Here is a 20,667-nt window from a genome sequence, read left to right on the forward strand (position 1 = left end):
ACCCACCATGAAAATCGTAGTAATTGGTAATGGCATGGTCGGCTATAAATTTTGCGAAAAAATAGTCGAAAAATCCAATAATCAGGGCCTGGAACTGGTCGTTTTTGGAGAAGAACCCTTACCTGCCTATGACCGCGTTCACCTGAGCGAGTTCTTTTCCGGTAAAACCGCCGCAGATCTGAGCATGGCTCCCCTTGAATGGTACGCCTCCAAAAATATCAGGCTTCACCTCGGCGATCCTGTACAGCAGATCGACCGCACCCATAAAACCGTTCTTTCCTATAAAGGTATTACTGAACATTATGATTACCTGGTACTGGCTACAGGTTCGGCCGCTTTTGTGCCGCCGATCGCCGGCATCGATAAAAAGGGCGTATTCATTTACAGGACGATAGAGGATCTGGAATTGATGCAGGCCTATGCTCCCAAGGCCCGCAAAGGCACCGTAATAGGCGGTGGCCTCCTGGGGCTGGAAGCTGCAAAAGCGCTGCTGGACCTCGGCGTGAAGGAAACCCACGTCATCGAATTCGCTCCGCGCCTCATGCCCAGGCAGATCGATGAACAGGGCTCCAACATCCTCTGCTCCAAACTCGAAAAACTGGGCCTTAAGGTCCATACCAGCAAAAATACCAGTGATATCCTCGGTGATGATTGTATTACCGGTCTCCGTTTTTCTGACGATACGGCGCTGGACACCGATATGCTGGTGATCTCCGCGGGCATCCAGCCCCGGGATGAGCTGGCGAAGCTCTCCGGCCTGGAAACCGGTCACCGTGGCGGCATTGTTGTAAATGAACAGATGCAGACCACGGACCCCTCCATTTACGCGGTGGGCGAATGTGCATTATATAATGGTATGATATACGGCCTCGTGGCGCCGGGCTATGAAATGTCCGAAGTTGCGGCTTCGCACATCCTGAATGAACAGAAATCCTTTACCGGTTTCGACATGAGCACCAAGCTGAAGCTGATCGGTGTGGATGTGGCCAGTTTCGGCAATCCCTTCATTACACCGGAACAGGGCAGCAGCATTGTGCTGGAAGATACCATGAAGGGCATCTACAAGCGCATCAACATCTCCCCGGACGGTCAGCATCTGCTGGGCGGTATCCTTATCGGGGATGCGGAAGCGTATAACCTGCTGCTGCAGACCTGCAAGAACAAGGTGGTCCTTCCGCCGAACCCGGAAGATATCCTGCTCGGCGCCAGGAACGGCAATGCTGCGCCGGGTGCCGGCGTAACCGGCCTGCCGGATGAAGCGGTGATCTGCAGCTGCGAGAACGTCAGCAAGCTGACCATCTGCCAGGCTGTGGAAGCAGGCCAGGAAACCCTGGATGCCGTGAAGAAATGCACGAAAGCCGGTACCTGCTGCGGTGGCTGCGCCCCGATGGTCAAAGACCTCATCACAGCTACCATGAAAGCCCAGGGCAAGTATATCCGCAACGTGGTCTGCGAACATTTCGCTTACTCCCGCCAGGAGCTGCTGGACCTGATAAAAGTAAAATCACTGCGCTCGTTCGATGAGGTGCTGGACCACTACGGTCACGGAGAAGGCTGCGAAGTGTGCAAACCCGTGGTCAGCTCCATTCTCGCCAGCCTCTGGAATGATATGATCCTCCATAAAGGGAACGATACGGCCCAGGATTCGAATGACCGCTACCTGGCCAATATCCAGAAAGGCGGCACCTACTCTGTTGTGCCGCGCATCCCCGGCGGCGAGGTTACACCGGAAAAACTGATCGTCATCGGGCAGGTGGCGCAAAAATATCATCTCTATACCAAGATCACCGGCGGCCAGCGGATAGATCTGTTCGGCGCTCATCTCAGCGATCTTCCGCTGATCTGGGAAGAACTGATCGCCGCAGGTTTCGAAAGCGGCCATGCCTACGGCAAAGCCCTGCGTACGGTAAAAAGCTGTGTGGGATCTACCTGGTGCCGCTTCGGGCTGCATGACAGCGTGAGCTTCGCCATACAGATCGAAGAACGTTACCGCGGCCTTCGCGCGCCGCACAAGATCAAGTCCGCCGTTTCCGGCTGCATCCGCGAATGCGCGGAAGCCCAGTCGAAAGACTTCGGCATCATCGCCACGGAAAAAGGATGGAACCTCTACGTATGCGGCAATGGCGGCTCCAAGCCCCAGCATGCCCAACTGCTGGCCGGAGACATCGACAGCGAAACCTGTATCCGGTATATAGACCGGTTCCTGATGTTCTACATCAAAACAGCTGACCCGCTCACCCGCACCGCCACCTGGCTGAACAAACTGGAAGGCGGCATGGACTACCTCCGTAATGTAGTGGTGAATGACAGCCTGGGCATCTCCGCACAGCTGGAAGCAGAAATGCAGCTGCTGGTGGACAGCTACAAATGCGAATGGAAAGAAGTGGTGGACAGCCCCGAATTGCGCAAACGCTTTTCGCACTTCGTAAATGCTCCGGAAGAAAAAGATCCGACTGTAAAATTTGAAACGATGCGCGCCCAGAAGAAAGCTGCGGAATGGAAATAATCTATCAACCTTAAAAGCCTTCAGTTATGTCAACTATCAGTACAACAGACGTTACCTGGTTCTACGCCTGCAAAACATCGGATGTTCCCGCCAATGGAGGAGTTTGTGTAAAGTATAAGGAGGAGCAGATCGCATTGTTCTATTTCACGCGCAGCGATACCTGGTACGCCACGCAGAACCTTTGTCCGCACCGCCGGCAGATGGCCCTGAGCCGGGGAATGACGGGTACGCATCAGGGAGAGCCGAAAGTGGCCTGCCCGTTTCACAAAAAGACCTTTTCCCTGAAAGATGGCAGATGCCTTTCTGATGAACAGGAATGTTCACTCACCGTTTATCCCGTCAGAATAGAAGATGACCGGGTGTATATCGGCGTTAATACATATTAAGACGAAACCCGGCAACTGGCAGGTTGACCGGGCTTCTGAATTTTAATATGATCGGCTCACTTAAAATTTAACCAAAGTTACATGAAAAAGTTATTCCCCGGCGGGGTGTTTTCAATTTTCTTTGGCTCCTTCATCGTCCAGGAGTGCAGCGCACAAATCTCGCTCGGCGCACAGCTCAGGACCCGCACAGAACTGCGGGACGGACAGGGAGCCCCCCTTCCTGAAGGGGCGAAACCCGCAATTTTCACCTCCCAGCGAAGCCGCCTCATGGCGGGTTTTACCAGCCACAGGATCAGACTTGGATTGACCGTACAGGATGTGCGGGTCTGGGGGCAGGATGTCTCCACCATCAACCGTACCACCACACCTGACAACAACGGTTTCATGCTGCACGAAGCCTGGGCGGAAGTATTGCTGACAGATACCATCATCAAAAATAAAAGCCTCCATCTGAAGATCGGCCGGCAGGAACTGGTGTATGACGACAGCCGCCTGCTGGGCAACCTGGACTGGTTGCAGCAAGGCCGCCGTCACGATGCCGCCGTGCTGAAGTACAAGGCCGGCAGCTGGAACCTTCATCTCGGCGGCGCATTCAACCAGAACCGGGAAAATGCTTCCGGCACGGTGTACTCCGCTGTTCCCGCCGGCAATTATCCCGCTAATACCAACGGCGGCGCGGCATACAAAGCCCTGGAGTTTTTGCACATCAATAAACAGCTGAACAAAAGCAGCCTGTCTTTCCTCTTGCTGGCAGATCAGTTCTCGAAATATTATACGGACAGCCTGGCGGTGAAGCAATGGGAAGCCGCTACCCATCAGCGTTTTACGACCGGTTTTCATTTCAGTTTCCGGAACGCCCTGACAGCCGCCGCCTACTACCAGGCAGGTAATAACGCCGCCGGGAAGTCCGTCAGCGCGGCGCTGCTTTCCCTGGCTTACCAGCACCGTTTCTCCGGCAGCTTCGCCGCAGAAGCGGGTGTGGACTATACCACAGATGATTTCGATCCTTTGTACGGAACGCCGCATAAATTCTGGGGTACCATGGATTACTTCTATGTAGCCAGCGGATTCGGCAATAAAGGCCTGCAGGACTACTACCTGAAGGCAAAATTCAAAAAAGGGGAAAAGTGGATGGTCAGCGCCGATGCGCACCAGTTCTACAGCGCGGCGATGAGCAGCAAATTCGGAACGGAAGCGGACCTTACGGTAACGTATAACCTTACCCGTATGATCGGCTTCGAAGGCGGATACAGTCATTTCTGGAACACGGCATGGCTCACATCTTCCGCAGTGAAGAACGTCACGAACGCGCAAAGCAACAGCAACTGGGCGTACCTGTCCATCAACATCAAACCGGAACTGTTTTCCAAATAAAAAGCGAACCTTATGCAGATCAATAATAAACCACTTGAAAAATTAAACATCTTTAGTCTGAGCGGCATCCAGATGCGCACCTTCCACATTACCTGGCTCATGTTCTTCGTTTGTTTCTTCGGATGGTTTGGCCTGGCGCCGCTGATGCCTACCATCCGGGAAGACCTTGGCCTGTCCAAATCACAGGTGGGCAACATCATCATCGCTTCGGTATCCGGTACGATCATCGCAAGGCTGATCATCGGGAGGCTGTGCGATACCTGGGGGCCGCGGAAAACTGCGGTACGGCTGCTGCTTTTCGGTTCCATCCCGGTTTTCCTGGTGGGGCTGGCGAATGACTATACCTCCTTCCTGATATTCCGGCTGGCCATCGGCACTATCGGCGCTTCATTCGTGGTCACCCAATTTCATACCGGCATCATGTTCGCGCCAAAGATCAAAGGCACGGCCAATGCGGTTACAGGTGGATGGGGCAACCTCGGCGGTGGCGTGACCAATATGGTGATGCCGCTGATCTTCGCGGCCATTGTGGGTTTTGGCTACACCAAAGCGGAAGCCTGGCGTTATGCCATGATCGTTCCCGGTTTGATGATGCTGGGCGTGGCGTTCCTTTATTATCGATATACAAAAGATACGCCGGCCGGCAACTACGATGAGATTGGCCATACGGTGAAAAAAGGGAAAACGGATTGGTCTGTGCTCACGGACTGGCGCATCTGGGCGCTGACGCTTGCCTACGCCATGTGCTTCGGGATGGAGATCACTTTTGATAATGTGGCATCGTTGCACTTTGTGGATACATTCGGGCTTTCGCAGGCCAGCGCCGGGTTCTGGGCCGGTATCTTCGGGTTGATGAATCTCTTTGCACGGGCATTGGGCGGTTTTGTGTCCGACCGTGTAGGCCTAAAACAGGGGATGAAAGGCAAAGGTACATTGCTGGCGCTGATGTTGCTGGCGGAAGGTGCGGGCCTGCTGTTGTTCGCGCATTCCGGCTCACTGGGCCTCGCTATTTTTGCGATGCTCGGTTTTGCGCTCTTCCTCAAAATGGCGAATGGCGCTACCTATGGTATCGTGCCTTTCGTGAACCAGCAGAATGTAGGGCTGGTCAGCGGCATCGTGGGCGCCGGAGGCAACCTTGGCGGCATGATGTTCGGGTTTTTATTCAAGTCGGAAAATATCAGCTACGAACAGGCTTTCACCTATATCGGTTACGCCGTGATCGCTACGGGTTGCATTGTTATGCTCACCAGGTTCGGCAAACAGCATGCGGAAGTGCCGGCAAACGCCAAAGCACAGCCGGTACTGGCAGATTAAGGAATCATTTAAAACAGGGATATGCCGTCATCATTCAAAACAACATGTTGCTACTGCGGGGTAGGCTGTGGAATTGTGGTACACAAAGACCGCCAGGGCAGGTTGACGGTGGAAGGGGACAAAGATCATTCGGTGAACAGGGGCATGCTTTGTTCGAAAGGCATGAACCTGCATTATACGGTGACAGATACTTCGGACAGGCTGTTGTACCCGGAGATGCGTTATAGTCGCAACATGCCGCGGCAAAGGGTTTCCTGGGACCAGGCGCTGGAACGCACCGCGGCGGTCTTCAGCAGGATCATTGCGCAGCACGGTCCCGATGCCGTTGCATTTTACGCCTCCGGGCAGTGCCTTACAGAAGAATACTATGTGGTCAACAAGCTGATCAAGGGTTTCATTGGCAGCAATAATATCGATACCAATTCCCGGCTTTGCATGAGCAGCGCGGTGGCGGCATATAAAATGTCCCTCGGTGAAGATGCCGTGCCGGGAACCTACGATGATATTGAGCAGGCGGATTGCATCTTCGTGGCCGGCGCCAATCCCGCCTGGTGCCATCCCATCCTGTGGAGAAGGGTGGAAGCGGCCAAAGCAGCCAATCCTGATCTGAAGATCATCGTCAGCGATCCGCGGGTCACCCAAAGCTGTGCGCTGGCGGACCTGCACCTGCAGGTACATCCCGGTACGGACATTGTGCTGCATCATGCGATCGGCCGCCTGCTGATAGAACAGGGAAAGACCGATGCCGCCTTTATCCGCCAGCATACCGAAGGATTTGCGAAATACCGGGAAATGGTGATGGAACGCAGCATTGCCGAAGCGGCCATCATCTGCGGTATTCCGGAAAACCAGCTATACGAAGCGGCGGCGCTTATCGGGAATGCTGCCGGGTTGATGACGATGTGGACGATGGGGCTGAACCAGAGTGTGGTGGGTGTCCGGAAGAACCTCAGCCTTATCAATCTTCACCTGATCACGGGCCGGATCGGCAAACCCGGATGCGGGCCTTTTTCGTTGACAGGCCAGCCCAATGCCATGGGCGGCCGGGAGGTAGGCGGCCTGTCCAACCTGCTGCCGGCGCACCGGGTGCTGGATAACCCGGAACACCGCAAAGAAGTGGAAGCCTTCTGGGGCGGTGGCCCGCTTTCGGAAAAACCGGGACTGACGGCTACGGAAATGTTCTCCGCCATGCATGACGGCCGCCTGAAAGCGATCTGGATCATGTGCTCCAACCCGCTCGTCAGCCTGCCGGATGTACGTTTCATGGAAGCGGCCTTGCAGCAGGCGAAGTTCGTGGTGGTGCAGGAGATATCGGATAAACCGGAAACATTGCAGTATGCGGATGTGGTGCTGCCCGCTGCGGCCTGGACCGAAAAGGAAGGCACCATGACGAATGCGGAACGCCGCATCAGCTACCTGAAAAAGATCAACGACGCGCCCGGGGAAGCTTTGCCGGATGCGGAGATCATCTGCCGGTTCGCAAAGAAAATGGGATATCACGGTTTCGACTACACGCAGCCGTCGGAAATATACGCAGAACATTGCCGGCTCACTGCCGGCACCAATATCGATATCAGCGGTCTTGACTACGATCAGCTGCAGGAAAAACGCAGCGTGCAATGGCCTTACAAAGCCGGAAAAGGCACTCCCCGCCTGTTTGCGGATCACCGGTTCTATACGGCTTCCGGCAAAGCGGCGATCCATTCCTTCGATGATGCGAACAGCTCTGAACCGATCGATGGGAACTTCCCGCTGATACTCACCACCGGCCGCATCCGCGATCAGTGGCATACCATGAGCAAGACGGGAAAGGTGAGCAAACTGAAACAGCACATCGCTTCCCCTTTCCTGGAGATACATCCCGAAGATGCCCGCGCCCGCGGCATCCGCCATAACGATATGGTGGAGATATTCAACGGACGAGGGACGGTAAGGGTGAAAGCGCAGCTTTGCACCACTATCAAAAAAGGCGTGGTGTTCCTGCCGATGCACTGGGGCAAGATATTGAACAGCGATCTTGGCCGCGCCAACAATCTCACCAATAACCTGGTAGATCCCATCTCCAAACAGCCGGACCTGAAATATGCGGCGGTGCAGGTATCCCGTTACGAGAAACCTGCCCAGCGCATCATCATCATCGGTGCCGGTGCGGGTGCCTATGGCTTTGTGAAAGCAGCCCGCGCGCTGAATGACCAGGATGAGATCATTGTATTCAGCAAGGAGGATCAACCGTTCTATAACCGGGTGATGCTGCCGGATTATATCAGCGGTGCGCAGCAATGGGCGCAGCTGGTAAAGATGTCCGACGCCGAAGAAAGCGCCCTCAATATCAGCCTGCACCGCGGGGTGAGCGTGGAGTTTATCGACCGGCAACAGAAGACCGTGCGGGACAGTCGCGGTAACACCCATGCATACGATATACTTATCCTCGCCACCGGCAGCCGCCCCGCGGTGCTGAAAGATGTGCCGCCGCTGGAAGGCATTTTTACCATGCGCAGCCGCCGGGATGCGGATGCCTTTGTGAAGCATGTGGACCCGGCCAAAGGGAGGATCGTGATCGCAGGCGGCGGTTTGCTGGGAATCGAACTGGCGGCTTCGCTGCGGGAGATCAATATCAGCGTGAGCGTGGTGCAGCGTACATCACGACTGATGGACAGGCAGCTGGACCTGCTCGGTGCGCAGCTGTTGCATGAAGAACTGAAAGACCGCGATATAGAAATATTGTATGATGATGAAATAGAACAGTTCACCGGCTTCCGGCAAGTGGAGGGCGTACGCCTGAAAAGCGGCCGCCAGCTGGACTGCCAGGCGGTGGTGATGTCCATCGGTACGATCCCGAACATTGAACTGGCGCAGGCCTGCCAGCTGAATTGCAATCGTGGTGTAGTGGTCAATGAATATTTGCAGACCAGTGATCCTTCCATATATGCCATTGGAGAGATCGCATCTTTCAATGGGGTGCTGTACGGCATTACCGCGGCGGCAGAGCAGCAGGCGGGCATCGTGGCAAGATACCTGAACGGTGAGATCTCCGGTTATTATGAAGGCTCGCTGTTCATGAACATCCTGAAGATGCAGGGGATGGACCTTTGTTCGCTGGGTATGGTGGAAACTCCGGCGGACCCGGATTTTGAGGAAGTGGTGTTCATCGATAAAGCACGGCGGTTTTACAAGAAATGTATCATTCATCAGGACCGCCTTGTCGGCGCAATACTTATCGGTGATAAATCCGAGTTTTTGGAGTTCAAGGATCTTATCGAACAACGTACGGAGCTGTCAGACAAGCGGCTGGAGTTGCTCCGTTCCGGCAAAAAAGGAGCACCGGTGCTGGGCAAGCTGGTTTGTTCCTGCGGGAATGTGGGGGAAGGGAATATTTGCGAGAAGATAAAGGAAGGGCATACGGAGTTTGACAGTTTATGCCGCGCCTCCGGCGCGGGGCTTGGTTGCGGCAGCTGCAGGCCGGAAGTGAAGTTGCTGCTGGACAAAAGCAAGCCGAAAGTGAAACCGGCATTGGCTGGACAGTTGCTATAACAGGGTGGCACAATCACACGTCGCCGGCATTTGTTTAACAAGAGCATACCCGCTGGCCGTGTAGTGGATATAAAATAGTCACTTCGCCGGCCCTTGTTTAACAAGAGCATACCCGCTGGCCGTGGAATGGATATAAAATAATCACCTCGCCGGCATTTGTTTAACAAAGGCATGACCGCTGCCGGGCAATGGATATAACATGGCAAAACAATCACACATCGTCAGCATCAATTTTACCGGGGGCATCATCTCTCCCGGTTATCTGCGTGAAGTACTGGATATAGCATCGGCGGCGCAGGTGACGCAGGTGCGGTTCGGCCTGCGGCAGCAGCTGTTTATCGAAGTACTGTACAAATATTTCGATCAGTTTGCCGCGGCCTGCAAGGCAAAAGGGATTGCTTTTCACCTGGACGGCGCTTTTCCCAATATCACCAGTTCCTATGCTGCCGCAGGGATCTTTATCAACGATTCCTGGCTGAGCGAGGGCATTTACAAGGATATTTTCGATCTCTTCGATTACACGCCTTCGCTGAAGATCAATATCTGCGACAGCCAGCAGACCTTCGTGCCTTTTTTTACCGGGCACATCAACTGGATCGCTTCTTCCCATACGCACTACTGGTATCTGTACATCCGCCGGCCCGGTACAGCTACGGCGGTTTGCTGGCCGGAACTGATCTATACGAACAGCATTGCGGCGGTGAGCAGGCAACTGGAATCACTGATAAAGGAAGATAATGTTTATCCGCAGATCACCGGAAGCACATCGTATATCAGCAGGCCGAAAGACCGGGAACTGGAGCCGCCGGTTTTCCATCTTCCTTACTACGAAGGGTTCAATAAATACAACAACAGTTACTGGCTCGGCATCTACCGGCGTGATGAGGAGTTTTCGGTTCCGTTCCTCAAGGATGTCTGCTCCATTTGCCTGGAAACGGGCACGGGGCAGCTGCATGCCACGTCCTGGAAATCCGTCATCATCAAGAATATCCGCCCGGACCACCGGCGGTTATGGGATTATGTGCTGGGAAAATACAATATCAATGTGCGGCATGCGGCGAATGAACTGAACTGGCAGGTGCCGGATAACTGTGAGGACAGCCTCATCATCAAAAGGCATATCATCCGTCATTTCGATACGGCGGATGTGCGGACCTACGGGTTGTGCTTCAGCATCAAGCTGCACGCGGCCAATAGTCATTTCGGCGCCATCGTGATCCGCAGGCAGGAGAATAAATACGGCAGCAAGCTGAAGTATATGCAGCGTTTCGATATACTGTATTCCGCGGATTTCAATCCAAATAATAATGCGCTGGCATTGTACCGGGAGGGCGTTTCCAAGGAACATCTCGGTCCGTATATCGTATCGCTTTGCAAGGATTTTTATGAGAAGGGCAGCGCGCTGAATGTGCTGCAGCATTACGTCACGGAGCAACAATCGCTCGTGACGGCCGCGCCGGTAAAAATAGTGCATCAGTGCCCGGATTGTTTTACGGTATATGATGAAACGGCCGGAGATCCCGGGCAGGATGTAGCGCCGGGTACCCCATTCACCGCTTTACCGGATACTTATGCCTGTTATATCTGTGATGCGCCGGTGAAGGATTTCAGGGAAGTGGATATGTCAGCGTTGATCCACCAGTAAATGTAGTTAGCGGAATGGCCATACCGGGAAGAGGCTTCCCTTGCCAAATTCCTGCTGCGCGGCAGGCAGTTCCATGAAGGCATCGGCAGTCAGCAGGCTGGCGAGATCCCCCGAACCGTTGTACGGGACGGGCTTTGCGGTGTACTTTCCATCGGGCATGGGCGTCAGCTGTACCGGCAAAAAATAATCCATCGGTTTATCGAATACCACATCCTCTTCCAGCGCGGCAAATAGTTGTTTCCCCGGTTGCTCCTGCATGCAGGCTTTCAGCCAGGGCAGCACGTACCGGTAAAAGCACATGAAACCGGAAACCGGGTTGCCCGGCAGGGCGAATACTACCGGCCCTTTCGGGAAAGCGCCGAACAGCAGTGGTTTGCCGGGGCGCTGCGCTACTTTGTGGAATATTTCCTTCATGCCGCAGGCTTTCAGCGCGGCCGGCAGATAGTCGAATTTTCCGGCGGAAACGGCGCCGCTGCAAATGAGCAGGTCCGTTTGCGGAAGGATGCTCCGGATATATTGTTCGAGGTGCTGCCGGTCATCCTGCAGATGCGTTTTCTCAGCGGAGATACCTGTTTGCAGCAGTGAAGCATGCAGACTGTGGAGGTTGGACATGCGCAGCTGATGCTCGGCCGGCACGGTATCCACCGGCACCAGCTCATTGCCGGTGGAGAGGATCACCGTCCGGGGATGTTTGCTCACCAGCACTTCGCTTTTGCCCACGGTGGCCAATACGCCAATTTCTGCCGCGCCGATGCGGATGCCCGGTTGCAGCAATATTTTTCCAGCGGAAGCATCGGCGCCTTTGGGATGGATGTTTTGCCCTTTTACGGCATCCTTTACGATGGTGAACCTTTTAAAACCCTCATGCTCGGTGATCTCCAGGTGTTCATAGGGGATGACGGTGTCGGTAAGGTCAGGCAGCACAGCGCCGGTCATTACTTCCATGCAATCAGCCAGGTTGGCCAGCTGCATCCGCGGCATACCCGCTGCCTGCACATCTTCCAGCCCGAAGATCCGCTGGCCCCTGTCATAGCTGTCGTAATAAATGGCGATGCCATCCATCGTTACCCGGTCGAAAGGCGGGAAGGGCCTGTCTGCCAGCACCATTTCCCGCAATGTTCTGCCGGTAGCGGCTTCCAGCGGAACGGATTCCGTTCCGGTATCCCGCACGGCAGCCATGACGGCAGCAAAAGCATCCTGAACAGGCATCATCATTTTAACTATTTTTGTTGTACTAAATTTATTCAATTATGGGCAATGATTCAAATGCTTCCGGTTTCACCCATCTGGATGCAGGCGGAAAGCCGCAGATGGTGGATGTGGGAGGGAAGGCGGAAACGGTGCGGGAAGCGGTGGCGGAAAGCCGGGTGTATCTGCCCGAAGTGATCCTGCGGCAGTTTTCCGGGCAGGAGCTGGTGACGAAGAAAGGCGCTGTTTTCCAGACGGCGGTCATTGCCGGGATCATGGCGGCAAAGCGCACGCCGGAGCTGATCCCCTTGTGTCATACATTGTTGCTTGATAATTGTAAAGTGGATATCCAACTGGAGCAGGATGAAGCGGTGATCCGCTGCACGGTGCGCACAACCGGGAAAACAGGTGTGGAGATGGAAGCGCTGACCGGCGCCAGCATCGCGGCATTGACCGTGTATGATATGTGCAAGGCCTTTTCACAGGAGATGGTGATCAGGCAGACGAAGCTCATCAGTAAAAGCGGAGGGAAACATGATATCGGATAAACAGCTGAAAGGATTGGTGCTTTGCGGCGGGCGCAGTACCCGTATGCAGCAGGATAAAAGCCATATTGCCTATCACGGCAAACCCCAGTGGCAATACCTGCACGATCTCCTGCAGGAATTCTTGCCCGAGGTGTATCTTTCCTGCCGCCCGGAGCAGGAATTCCCGGGCTGCGACAAACGCATCACGGACAGTCTCCAAAGCGCCGGTCCCTCCACCGGCCTGCTAAGCGCCTATCATGCACAACCGGAAACATCCTGGCTGGTGCTGGCCTGCGATCTTCCGCTTATCAGCAGGCAAAGCGTGGAACTGCTCATCGGCTCCCGTCATCCTGAAAAAGCGGCCACAGCATTCATCAGCCCGTTCAACGGGCATCCGGAACCGCTGATCGCCATATGGGAACCGGCGGGACTGGCCGCGCTGGAACGCGAATACCTTGATGGAAAGAATTGTCCACGTAAAACGATGCTGAAAAGCGATGTGTTCGTACTGGAGAACCCGTATAACACGGAGCAGTTCAATGCCAATACGCCGGAGGAAATGCGGGATGCGATGGGGAGGATAGGGGAGTGAAGCTACGGATGCGCCGCCACCCATACTGCTCCGTCTTCAAAAAACTCCTGCTTCCAGATGGGTACGGTCTCTTTTAAAGTATCTATTGCGTACTGGCAGGCCTCGAAGGCCGCTCCGCGGTGAGGGGCTGCAACAGCGATCACCACTACCGTTTCGCCGGGCAGTTTTTCACCGGTCACATGCAGGATGGCGATGCGCTGCACATGCCAACGCTCTTTTGCCGTTTGCGCGATCTTTTCCAATTCCAGTACCGCCATGGCTTCGTAACATTCGAAGACCAGCTTCAGCACTTTTTTCTGTTGGGTATGATTGCGTACCAGGCCAATGAAAGTCACTACACCGCCACTTTCCGGCGATTGTACAAAATCAATGGCTTCCTGTGCGGTCACCGTATTTCCGATCCTGATCAATTGTTCCATAAAAAAAATTAACCGCCGCTTAAAGGAGGGATGACGGCAATCTCGTCGCCGGGGGAAAGCGCTGTATCGTCCGCTGCATAGGCTTTGTTCACTGCGATCATCACCGAGCGGAGCTGTTGCATGGCGGGATATTTTGATGTGAGCCACTGCTTCAGCGCCCCCACGTCGGGAAGCGCCGTGTCTACCGTCAGGGTCCGCGCTGCTGCTATATCTTTCATGATGCCGAATAGCGTTACTCTCATGTGTTAAAGTTACAATTAAGCGCTGATAATTTAGTAAATTAGCCGGGAGGCTTTCTTAAAAATACCAGTATGAAGATAAGGATCAGGGGCAACAGCATCCGCTACCGGCTCGACAAGAACGATATCGAAAAACTGAAGGAGACAGACAAGGTGGAAGAGCATACCTGGATCGGTGCGCATAACCTGCATTTCTGCATCCGTTCCCGCAACATCGTGATCCCCGCCATCAAGCTGGAAGGCAGCGGCGTTCATCTTTCCGTACCTGCTCCGCTGGTGGAAAAATGGACAGATTCAGATGAGACCGGTTTCAGTTTTGATATCGCCAATCCTGACGATTCTGTACTGAAACTGCTGATAGAAAAGGATTTTAAATGCCTGACCGTGCGGGAGGAGGACGACAGTGCCGCTTTCGAGAATCCGGATGCCGGGAAGGCCTGTTAGCACGCCGCGGTAAAACAACCGCTTTCACAAAAACAAACAGGATGCTCATCGATAATCATCACCGTGTCATCAACTACGTAAGACTGGCCGTGACCGACCGCTGCAATCTCCGCTGCACTTATTGCATGCCGGAGAAGATGCAGTTCCTGGAACGGGAAGCGCTGCTGTCTTACGAAGAAATACTGCGCTTCATGCGGGTGCTGACGGGCGCGGGGGTGAGCAAGGTGCGCATCACCGGCGGAGAGCCTTTCCTGCGGAAGGACCTGCTGTATCTGCTGGAAGAACTGGTGAAGATATCCGGCGTGTCCATCACCACCAATGGCGTGCTTACCGCTCCTTACATCCCGCAGCTGAAAGCGCTGGGCATTCAGCAGGTGAACCTTAGTCTGGATACCCTGCAGGCGCCTAAATTTTTCCGCATCACCCGGCGCGATCAGTTCAGTGCCGTGCAACAGACCTTACACCGTCTCCTGGAGCATGATATACCGGTCAAGCTCAACATGGTGGTCATGGATGGGGTGAATACGGATGAACTGACGGATTTTGCGGCGCTGACACGCGATCATCCGCTGTCTGTCCGCTTTATTGAAGAGATGCCATTCAACGGGCAGGGGAAAGGTTTTTCCGGGATCAACTGGCACTATAAACGTATTCTCGATACCATTCGCGTGGCATATCCGCTGGAAAAGCTGACCGATGCACCCAACAGCACCTCGCTGAACTACAGCATACCCGGTCATGCCGGCAGCATCGGGGTGATCCCCGCTTACAGCAGAACGTTCTGCGGCAGCTGCAACCGCATCCGCGTTACGCCCACCGGCAATCTTAAAACATGTTTGTATGGAAAGGATGTGATGAATGTGCGGGACCTGATGCGGCAAAATGTAACGGACGAAGAACTGCTGCAGCACTTGCAGGCCGCGCTGTATCAGCGGTTTGCGGATGGTTTTGCCGCCGCGGCCGACAGGCAGGCGCCTGCGGAAAGCATGTCGGTAATAGGAGGATAGCGCATCACCCGGCTGTCATCAATGAATGGAAGACAACATCCTCACCCCCGCATACAGGATCAGGAAAGCCGTAGCCGCCTCTACCCATCGGGGTTTCAGCCAGCCTGCGCTCAGTCTCGCTCCCACCTGTCCACCTGCGATCACCGCCACCAGCAAAGGCAAAGTAAACTCCCATTGAAACACCATGGCACCTTTAGCGGCTTGTCCGGATAAACCCGCAATGGAATTGACAAGAATGAAGAAACTGCTCAATCCCGCGATGTTCTTGGGGCTTTCATACTGCCCGAGGCGCAACACCGGCGCGAGGTAAATACCGCCCCCGATCCCCGTCATCCCGGAGAGGAAACCGATACCCCCGCCGATCAGGGCATAGGAGCGGATGCGCTGCGCTTTCACCGTATAACTTTTCTGCGCGAACAAGCGGTAGCACATCAGTGCCGCGGCAACCGTCAGCGAAATGCCCAGCACCAGGAAAAAAGCGGATTGTTTCAGGGGAAGATAACTGCCGGCGAAGGCCAATGGCACGCTGACAAGACTGAGCAGCAGGGCCTTTTTCAGGGGCAGATGCCCGTTGCGGTAAAAATGATACACGCCGCCGGTCACCACCACAATATTGCAGAGCAGGGCGGTGGATTTCATCAGCTGAAAGCCGATGCCCCAGAGGGCCATCAGGGCCAGGTAGCTGGAGCCGCCGCCAAATCCGGCGGAAGAGTATATCAGGGCGATGGCAAAAAAGATCAGGCAGAGTTCGGGCACCATATCAGCTGATCTTTTTCAGTATTTCCGGCTGCGGCCGGGGATCTTTCTGTTTCAGCTGGCTGCGGATCTTCTCGCGGTGCATCACTCCCCAGTCCCGCAGCGACCGCACCACATCTCCCAGCGTATTGCTGTAATCCGTCAGTTCATATTCCACCATTACCGGTGTGCCGTTATGTACCTTGCGGATGAGAAAGCCGTTCAGCTCCAGTTCTTTCAGTTCGTGCGAAAGCACTTTGGCGGCAATGCCTTTGACCGTTTTTTGCAGTTCATTAAAGCGTTTGTTGCCGCTGCTGAGGGCCACGATGATCGGCAGCTTCCATTTGCCGTTCAGTACGTATAATGCATCCTGTACGGCGCTGAGCGCGGAACAGGCTTCCCATTCTGCTGAAATTGTCTGTAATTGTAACATTCCCGTATCTTTATATAAATAACCGCTTGTTAACTAACCTGGAAGTAAGTGCTTACCTTTAGGTAACTGCTAACCATACGTAAGCAAATGTACATAAGTTTGCATTCCTTTAATTAAACAAACAGCATATTATGAAAAAGATCACCTTTTTAGTGCTCATTCTGGCTGCATCCATCAGCACCTTTGCCCAGACCTGGAAGTCGGACAAAGCACACTCCCAATTGAAATTCGATATTACGCACCTGGGTCTTTCCACAGTATCCGGCGCATTTACTGATTTCGAAGCTTCCGTAACAGCCGCCAAACCGGATTTCAGCGATGCCAAATTTGAGCTGACCGCTCAGGCTGCGTCCATCAATACCGGAATTGGTCAACGGGATGACCATCTGAGAAGTGCCGATTTCTTTGACGTAGCCAATCATGCTACCCTTGCTTTCAAGAGCACTTCCGTGACGAAAGTGAGCGATGGCAAGTACAAGGTGAATGGCGATCTGACCCTGCATGGTGTGACCAAGCCCGTAACGCTGGACCTCTGGTACCGCGGTACTACGGAGAACCCCATGAGCAAGAAGCCCACTGCCGGTTTCCGTGCTACAGGCACCATCAAACGCAGTGATTTCGGTATCGGTACCAAATTCCCCGCTGCCATGCTGAGCGAGGAAGTAGCGATCATTGCCGATGGTGAATTCGGAAAAGAGTAGTCGTTTATAGTGATATTCCAGCTAACGGGGTTGTGCGCAGGCGCAGCCCCGTTTTTTTGTCCATTTCAAGGCCTACAAATAAGCCTTCATTTCATCTTCAATATCTTTCCGCAGGTCCATCAGCCGATGGGCGTATTTTTCCATATTGATCTCCTGTTCGGTAACCGGGTTCCATTTGGGCACCGGTACGGTTTGCCCCTGTTCATCTATCGCGGCGAACACCATGATGCAGTGGGTGGTTTTCACTTTTTCTGTCTGCCGGGGATTGCCGGCATGTACATGGATGGAAATATGCATGCTGGTATTGCCGGTGTAGATGATGGCCGCATCGATCTCCACCAGGTCGCCAATGGAAATGGGCTTGTAGAAGCGGATGCCACCGACATACACCGTCACGCAGTATTGTCCGCTCCAGTTGGCCGCGCAGGTAAACCCTGCCTGGTCGATCCATTTCATTACCGCGCCGCCATGTACCTTTCCGCCGAAGTTTACATCCGAAGGCTCCGCCAGGAAGCGCAGGGTAACCGTATGCCGGGGTGTGCTCATATCAGGAAGCTTTTTTTCTCTTGTGTTTGCGCCAATCCCAGGGCGCTACGGGATGGGCATCTTTCCATAATCCGCGTTTTTCTTTCCGGGCCTGCATTTCCGCTTCCGCCAGCAAAGGATTTTTGCTGAATTGCCGGTAATGCCAGGCATATCCTCCGCTCACAATGGCCGTATTCAGGGAAATGCCGTCCGGCAGAAAAACTTCCGCCACGATCCTGCCGTATTGATCCCTGCTTTGCTGCACCGCTTTCACCGTTTTCCCGAAACATAGCTCCGCGGTGAATTCCTTTGCCTTTGTGGCATGCGGCTGCCCCTTTTCCGGGGAATCGATGCCGAATAAACGGATGCGCAGCTTTTTGCCTTTTACCAGCATTTCGATCGTATCGCCGTCCTTTACCGCAGTCACCTTGCCGGCATAGGTCTGTGCCGCAACCGCAATGGGTATAACGAGGCAGCACAGGGCTGTCAATAGCATTCTCATGCTGCAAGTATATGGAATAAGTGTTGCTTTCCTTAAAATATTCACTATTTTTATCGTGTTATGCAAACGTTTGCAAGGATGACGTTTTAAATCAATTCAACATGACTTCCACATTACGAAAACTTTACGCCCTCGCTCTCTTTTCCCTGGTCGCGCCGATGATCGTCTCCGCCCAGAAGCCTTCCAAAAAAGCGATGAAGAAAATGATCGCGGAAAACATGCAATTCGCCGCATCGCAATACAAAGTGTTGCAGCAGAACACGCCGGCGGACCGGATGCCGCGCAGCTTCAATAACGGCAAATCCATCACGTCGGACACGGAATGGTGGTGCAGCGGTTTCTATCCCGGTTCGCTCTGGTACATTTATGAATACACCGGTGATGAGCAGATCAAGGCAGAAGCAGAGCGCCGCCTCGCCATCCTTGAAAAGGAAAAACGGTACACCGGCAATCACGATATCGGTTTCATGATCTTTTGCAGCTTCGGGAATGCATACCGCATTACGGGGAACAAGCAATACAAGGATGTGGTGGACACGGCGGCAGTGTACCAGATCACCCGCTACCGTCCGGCGATCCAATCCATCCAGTCATGGAACGGGAATAAAGACCGCAAATGCCCCGTGATCATCGACAATATGATGAACCTGGAGCAATTGCTGTGGGCGGCGGAGAACGGCGGCAGCCAGCAGTTCCGGGACATTGCGGTAACGCATGCCAACACAACGCTGAAGAACCATTATCGTCCCGATCACAGCACTTTCCATATTGTGGACTACGACCTGTCCACCGGGGAGGTCATTAAAAAGATCAACGGTCAGGGTGCGCATGATACCTCCGCCTGGAGCCGCGGACAGGCATGGGGACTGTACGGCTTCACCATGATGTACCGTTTTACAAAAGATCAAACCTACCTGCAGCATGCGAAGAATGTTGCGGATTTCCTGCTCAGCCATCCCAATATGCCGGCAGACCTGATCCCTTACTGGGATTACAATGCCCCGCAGATTCCCAATACTCCCCGTGATGCCTCCGCCGGCGCCATTATGGCTTCCGCTTTGCTGGAACTGGGGCAGTATGTGGACAAAAAAGACAAGGCCCGGTATGTGCATGCAGGCGCACTGATGCTGCGGTCCCTCGCTTCCCCCGCTTACCGCGCCAACCTTGGGGAGAACGGCGGTTTCCTGCTGAAGCACAGCGTAGGTTTTTTCCTGCAGAACTCTGAAGTGGACGTGCCGCTGACGTATGCGGATTACTATTTCCTGGAAGGGCTGCTGCGATATAAGAAGTGGTATCTCTGATCCGGTGAATGCGATGAAGAGCCAGGACTTATAAATTTTTCCATGATGAAAAGAAGAAATTTCCTGAAATGGTCATCCATGATGGGTGCCCTGGCGTCACTGCCGGGCGTTCCGCTTGCTGCGGGAACCATAACAACCCCTCCGCCGCCGGCGGGTGACCGGGCCTATTGGGTATCCCTGATGTACAGGATGGCATCGCCCATACTGAAAAATATGAGCAAAGGTGAGCTGAAGAAGAACTTCCCGGTGGAGTATTCCCCCAGCTGGGATAACCGCGATAATAATGTGGCTTACCTGGAGGCATTAGGCAGGCTCACGGCAGGCATAACGCCCTGGCTGGCTTTGCCTGATGATGCCACAAAAGAGGGCGCCATGCGGAAGGAATTGCGCGAACAGCTGCTGCAAAGCCTGCGGCATAGTGTAGATCCCGCCAGTCCGGATTACCTGCTCTGGCGCACCGGCGGGCAACCGCTGGTGGATGCGGCTTTTCTGGTGCATGGTTTCCTGCGTGCGCCGCAGGCGATCTGGGAGCCGCTGGACAGCCAGACGAAGGAGCGTTTTGTGACCGAGCTGAAATCCATGCGCCGCATGAAAACCTTCTCCAATAACTGGGTATTGTTCGTGGCCATGGTGGAAACATTTCTGTACAGCATCGGAGAAGATCACCTGATGGACCGTATTGATGACGCCATAGCCAAAACGGATTCCTGGTATAAAGGCGACGGCATGTACGGCGATGGCCCCGCATTCCATTACGACTATTATAACGGTTACGTGATCCAGCCCATGTACCTGGATGTGCTGAAGGTTTTGGCTGCAAAAGATACTGCCAAACAACAGCAATATGCTATCGCCCTGAAACGCATGCAGCGCTACGGCGCTATCCTGGAGCGGCAGATCTCCCCCGAGGGCACCTATCCCATTGTGGGGAGGTCCAGCACCTACAGGGCCGGCGCATTCCAGCCGCTGGCGCAACTGGCGCTGAACAGGGAGCTGCCTGCGGAGATCACGCCCGCGCAGGTGCGTTGTGCGTTAACGGCAGTGATGAAAAGGCAGTTCGAATTCAAAGGTACGTTCTCCCGCGAAGGCTTCCTGAGCCTGGGTGTTGTGGGGCATCAGCCGGAGGTGGCGGACAGCTATTCCAACAGCGGAAGCATGTACCTGGCCTCACTGGCTTTGCTGCCATTGGGACTGCCCGCTACCGATCCGTTCTGGTCCGCCCCGTATGCGGACTGGTCCATGAAGCGGGCCTGGAGCGGAGGGGATATTGTGCGGGACCATGCGATAAGGGAGTAGCG

The 20,667-nt window shown here is 54.2% G+C and carries 20 protein-coding genes; 13 read left to right on the plus strand and 7 right to left on the minus strand.

Translation table 11 applies throughout. The features are described from left to right. Positions 1 to 7: 7 nt before the first annotated feature. From nirB to FW415_RS08460, 6 genes are all read left to right on the plus strand, one after another. A complete protein-coding gene (gene nirB / locus FW415_RS08435) occupies positions 8 to 2,506 on the plus strand; it encodes a nitrite reductase large subunit NirB (protein ID WP_148383822.1) in 2,499 nt (832 codons plus the stop codon). Positions 2,507 to 2,532: 26 nt separating this feature from the next. Further along, positions 2,533 to 2,892: a nitrite reductase small subunit NirD gene (nirD, locus tag FW415_RS08440; protein WP_148383823.1), complete on the plus strand. Its 360-nt coding sequence runs from the start codon at positions 2,533 to 2,535 to the stop codon at positions 2,890 to 2,892. Positions 2,893 to 2,973: 81 nt separating this feature from the next. Continuing rightward, positions 2,974 to 4,266 carry an alginate export family protein gene (locus FW415_RS08445; protein WP_148383824.1) on the plus strand — a complete coding sequence of 431 codons (1,293 nt, stop codon included), beginning with the start codon at positions 2,974 to 2,976 and terminating at the stop codon, positions 4,264 to 4,266. A 12-nt stretch (positions 4,267 to 4,278) separates the two neighbouring features. Then, the gene (locus FW415_RS08450; RefSeq protein ID WP_148383825.1) at positions 4,279 to 5,580 is read left to right on the plus strand and encodes an MFS transporter; all 1,302 of its coding nucleotides are present in this window, start codon (positions 4,279 to 4,281) and stop codon (positions 5,578 to 5,580) included. Positions 5,581 to 5,601: 21 nt separating this feature from the next. Then, positions 5,602 to 9,111 carry a nitrate reductase gene (locus tag FW415_RS08455; protein ID WP_148383826.1) on the plus strand — a complete coding sequence of 1,170 codons (3,510 nt, stop codon included), beginning with the start codon at positions 5,602 to 5,604 and terminating at the stop codon, positions 9,109 to 9,111. 199 nt (positions 9,112 to 9,310) lie between these two features. Further along, on the plus strand, positions 9,311 to 10,756 hold the full coding sequence (locus tag FW415_RS08460; RefSeq protein WP_148383827.1) for a rubredoxin: 1,446 nt from the start codon (positions 9,311 to 9,313) through the stop codon (positions 10,754 to 10,756). A gap of 6 nt (positions 10,757 to 10,762) precedes the next feature. Here the strand turns inward: FW415_RS08460 and FW415_RS08465 are convergent, their stop codons facing one another. Beyond that, on the minus strand, positions 10,763 to 11,971 hold the full coding sequence (locus tag FW415_RS08465) for a molybdopterin molybdotransferase MoeA (protein ID WP_148383828.1): 1,209 nt from the start codon (positions 11,969 to 11,971) through the stop codon (positions 10,763 to 10,765). Positions 11,972 to 12,006: 35 nt separating this feature from the next. Between FW415_RS08465 and moaC the strand changes: the two genes are divergently transcribed. Both moaC and FW415_RS08475 read left to right on the plus strand, forming a co-directional pair. Then, entirely contained in the window at positions 12,007 to 12,492 is a 486-nt protein-coding gene (gene moaC / locus FW415_RS08470; protein WP_148383829.1) for a cyclic pyranopterin monophosphate synthase MoaC, read from the plus strand. Next, the gene (locus FW415_RS08475) at positions 12,479 to 13,063 is read left to right on the plus strand and encodes an NTP transferase domain-containing protein (RefSeq protein ID WP_148383830.1); all 585 of its coding nucleotides are present in this window, start codon (positions 12,479 to 12,481) and stop codon (positions 13,061 to 13,063) included. Before moaC ends, FW415_RS08475 begins: the two co-directional genes overlap by 14 nt. Before the next feature lie 2 nt (positions 13,064 to 13,065). Here the strand turns inward: FW415_RS08475 and FW415_RS08480 are convergent, their stop codons facing one another. Continuing rightward, entirely contained in the window at positions 13,066 to 13,482 is a 417-nt protein-coding gene (locus FW415_RS08480; protein ID WP_148383831.1) for a molybdenum cofactor biosynthesis protein MoaE, read from the minus strand. A gap of 8 nt (positions 13,483 to 13,490) precedes the next feature. After that, on the minus strand, positions 13,491 to 13,724 hold the full coding sequence (gene moaD / locus FW415_RS08485) for a molybdopterin converting factor subunit 1 (protein ID WP_148383832.1): 234 nt from the start codon (positions 13,722 to 13,724) through the stop codon (positions 13,491 to 13,493). Between the two features lie 69 nt (positions 13,725 to 13,793). Here moaD and FW415_RS08490 point away from each other — a divergent pair, with 69 nt between their 5' ends. Both FW415_RS08490 and moaA read left to right on the plus strand, forming a co-directional pair. Beyond that, on the plus strand, positions 13,794 to 14,165 hold the full coding sequence (locus tag FW415_RS08490; protein ID WP_148383833.1) for a hypothetical protein: 372 nt from the start codon (positions 13,794 to 13,796) through the stop codon (positions 14,163 to 14,165). A 41-nt stretch (positions 14,166 to 14,206) separates the two neighbouring features. Further along, positions 14,207 to 15,172 (plus strand): GTP 3',8-cyclase MoaA, encoded by a 966-nt coding sequence (moaA, locus tag FW415_RS08495; protein WP_148383834.1) that lies wholly within the window; start codon positions 14,207 to 14,209, stop codon positions 15,170 to 15,172. Between the two features lie 18 nt (positions 15,173 to 15,190). On the opposite strand, the gene FW415_RS08500 is transcribed toward moaA, so the two are convergent. Both FW415_RS08500 and FW415_RS08505 read right to left on the minus strand, forming a co-directional pair. Continuing rightward, positions 15,191 to 15,931, minus strand: a complete 741-nt coding sequence (locus FW415_RS08500) for a sulfite exporter TauE/SafE family protein (RefSeq protein WP_148383835.1) — start codon at positions 15,929 to 15,931, stop codon at positions 15,191 to 15,193. A 1-nt stretch (position 15,932) separates the two neighbouring features. Next, the gene (locus tag FW415_RS08505) at positions 15,933 to 16,340 is read right to left on the minus strand and encodes a helix-turn-helix domain-containing protein (RefSeq protein ID WP_148383836.1); all 408 of its coding nucleotides are present in this window, start codon (positions 16,338 to 16,340) and stop codon (positions 15,933 to 15,935) included. A gap of 131 nt (positions 16,341 to 16,471) precedes the next feature. Here FW415_RS08505 and FW415_RS08510 point away from each other — a divergent pair, with 131 nt between their 5' ends. After that, positions 16,472 to 17,041 carry a YceI family protein gene (locus tag FW415_RS08510; protein ID WP_148383837.1) on the plus strand — a complete coding sequence of 190 codons (570 nt, stop codon included), beginning with the start codon at positions 16,472 to 16,474 and terminating at the stop codon, positions 17,039 to 17,041. Between the two features lie 72 nt (positions 17,042 to 17,113). On the opposite strand, the gene FW415_RS08515 is transcribed toward FW415_RS08510, so the two are convergent. Both FW415_RS08515 and FW415_RS08520 read right to left on the minus strand, forming a co-directional pair. Beyond that, positions 17,114 to 17,587: an acyl-CoA thioesterase gene (locus tag FW415_RS08515; protein WP_148383838.1), complete on the minus strand. Its 474-nt coding sequence runs from the start codon at positions 17,585 to 17,587 to the stop codon at positions 17,114 to 17,116. A gap of 1 nt (position 17,588) precedes the next feature. Further along, positions 17,589 to 18,068, minus strand: coding sequence for a thermonuclease family protein (locus tag FW415_RS08520; protein WP_148383839.1), 480 nt, complete (start codon positions 18,066 to 18,068; stop codon positions 17,589 to 17,591). A gap of 101 nt (positions 18,069 to 18,169) precedes the next feature. Here FW415_RS08520 and FW415_RS08525 point away from each other — a divergent pair, with 101 nt between their 5' ends. After that, positions 18,170 to 19,369, plus strand: a complete 1,200-nt coding sequence (locus FW415_RS08525) for a glycoside hydrolase family 88 protein (RefSeq protein ID WP_246858978.1) — start codon at positions 18,170 to 18,172, stop codon at positions 19,367 to 19,369. Between the two features lie 42 nt (positions 19,370 to 19,411). After that, the gene (locus tag FW415_RS08530) at positions 19,412 to 20,665 is read left to right on the plus strand and encodes a DUF2264 domain-containing protein (protein WP_210420847.1); all 1,254 of its coding nucleotides are present in this window, start codon (positions 19,412 to 19,414) and stop codon (positions 20,663 to 20,665) included. The last annotated feature ends 2 nt before the right edge of the window (positions 20,666 to 20,667 follow it).

Origin of the sequence: Chitinophaga sp. XS-30 (genome assembly GCF_008086345.1) — a bacterium.
Taxonomy (GTDB): Bacteria; Bacteroidota; Bacteroidia; order Chitinophagales; family Chitinophagaceae; genus Chitinophaga.